The 1,694-nt window shown below is 58.7% G+C and carries 2 protein-coding genes; one reads left to right on the top strand and one right to left on the bottom strand.

Annotation, left to right across the window (positions count from 1 at the left end):
* Nucleotides 1-98 precede the first annotated feature (98 nt).
* Nucleotides 99-641 (bottom strand): chalcone isomerase family protein, encoded by a 543-nt coding sequence (locus FEM54_RS32025; RefSeq protein WP_138454216.1) that lies wholly within the window; start codon nt 639-641, stop codon nt 99-101.
* Nucleotides 642-876: 235 nt separating this feature from the next.
* On the opposite strand from FEM54_RS32025, the gene FEM54_RS32030 reads away from it, so the two are divergent.
* Nucleotides 877-1,694: FAD-dependent oxidoreductase (locus FEM54_RS32030; RefSeq protein ID WP_138454217.1), on the top strand; the 818-nt coding region annotated here is incomplete at its 3' end.

The following is a 1,694-nucleotide window of genomic DNA, read 5'->3' on the forward strand; positions in this document are numbered from 1 at the left end:
CGATAGCGGTGTGTCAGTCCGCAAATGAATGGCTGACCCACCGCTATCGCAGGCAAGCCAGCTCCCACAGGGTTCTTTGGTGTTTTTGGGGGCGTTGGTTAGTTCAGGAGGGCGTTGCGCAGGCTGTCCGACAGGCCTTTCGGCGCGAGCCAGATACCGAGGTAGGCTTTCGCCAATTCATCATCGCGACTGCTGAACACCACTTGCTCATTGATCTCCAGGCTCAGCCCACGCCCAGGACGAAAATCCAGGGCGTAACGGTCACCGCTGCGAATGTTGCGGAAACTGGCGTGCAGTTGGTCCAGCTCGGGCTTCAGGCGGGCGAGGGTTGCAGCGGATTGCTGACGTTCAAGGGTAGCCGTAGCGGCCTTGATCACATCATTGCGGTCGATGTCGCGAAAGTAATACAGCGCCAGGCGCACAGCCTTTTGCTGGTCCCAGGCCTGTTTGGCGCTGATATCAGCTGGAGCGTACAGCGCGGCCGCATACACATCCGCCCAGAGATACACCAGCACCGCCTGGTTTTTCAGCGCCAGCTCATGCGTTTGCGCAGCAAAACCGGCTTGCTTAAGCCGACTCGCTTCACTGGCGTGCGCTGTCAGCGAAAAAATCATCATTAAACAGAAAACCACATGCCGCATAATGGCCCCGCCTGCGAAGGTGCGTGTCAGCAGTGTAATGCCAGTTTGCAGTTCCTGTAGTAAAGGCAAGACTGGCCTACGACGCGACCAAGGGTTAATGTGCGCGGCGTTGAGCCTTATATAGACTGTGCCCCGGCTCACACACTTGAGCCAAAAATTTCCTTCATGCCCGCTGGCCGCGGCATGATTTAGCCAGGCGTCCAACCGTACGCCTGGCCTGTTCTGAGGAGTACGCATGGCTGTCTACAACTACGACGTGGTGGTACTGGGTTCCGGCCCGGCTGGAGAAGGTGCGGCAATGAACGCCGCCAAAGCGGGGCGCAAGGTGGCGATGGTCGATAGCCGTCGCCAGGTCGGCGGTAACTGCACCCACCTGGGTACCATCCCGTCCAAGGCCTTGCGTCACTCGGTGCGCCAGATCATGCAGTTCAACACCAACCCGATGTTCCGGGCCATTGGTGAGCCGCGCTGGTTCTCGTTCCCGGACGTGCTTAAAAGCGCCGAGAAAGTCATCTCCAAGCAAGTTGCGTCTCGCACGGGTTACTACGCCCGTAACCGCGTCGACCTGTTTTTTGGCACCGGCAGTTTCGCCGACGAGCAAACCGTCGAAGTGGTCTGCGCCAATGGCGTGGTCGAGAAGCTGGTGGCCAAGCACATCATCATCGCCACCGGTTCGCGCCCGTATCGCCCAGCCGATATCGATTTCCACCACCCGCGTATCTACGATAGCGACACCATCCTGAGCCTGGGCCACACCCCGCGCAAACTGATCATCTATGGCGCCGGCGTTATCGGCTGTGAATACGCCTCGATCTTCAGTGGCCTGGGTGTGTTGGTGGAGCTGGTCGACAACCGTGACCAGTTGCTGAGCTTCCTCGACTCGGAAATCTCCCAGGCGTTGAGCTACCACTTCAGCAACAACAACATCACCGTGCGCCACAACGAAGAGTACGAGCGGGTCGAAGGCCTGGATAACGGGGTGATTTTGCACCTCAAGTCCGGCAAGAAGATCAAGGCCGACGCCTTGCTGTGGTGCAACGGTGGTACTGTCAA

This window comes from Pseudomonas edaphica, assembly GCF_005863185.1.
Classification (GTDB): Bacteria; Pseudomonadota; Gammaproteobacteria; order Pseudomonadales; family Pseudomonadaceae; genus Aquipseudomonas; species Aquipseudomonas edaphica.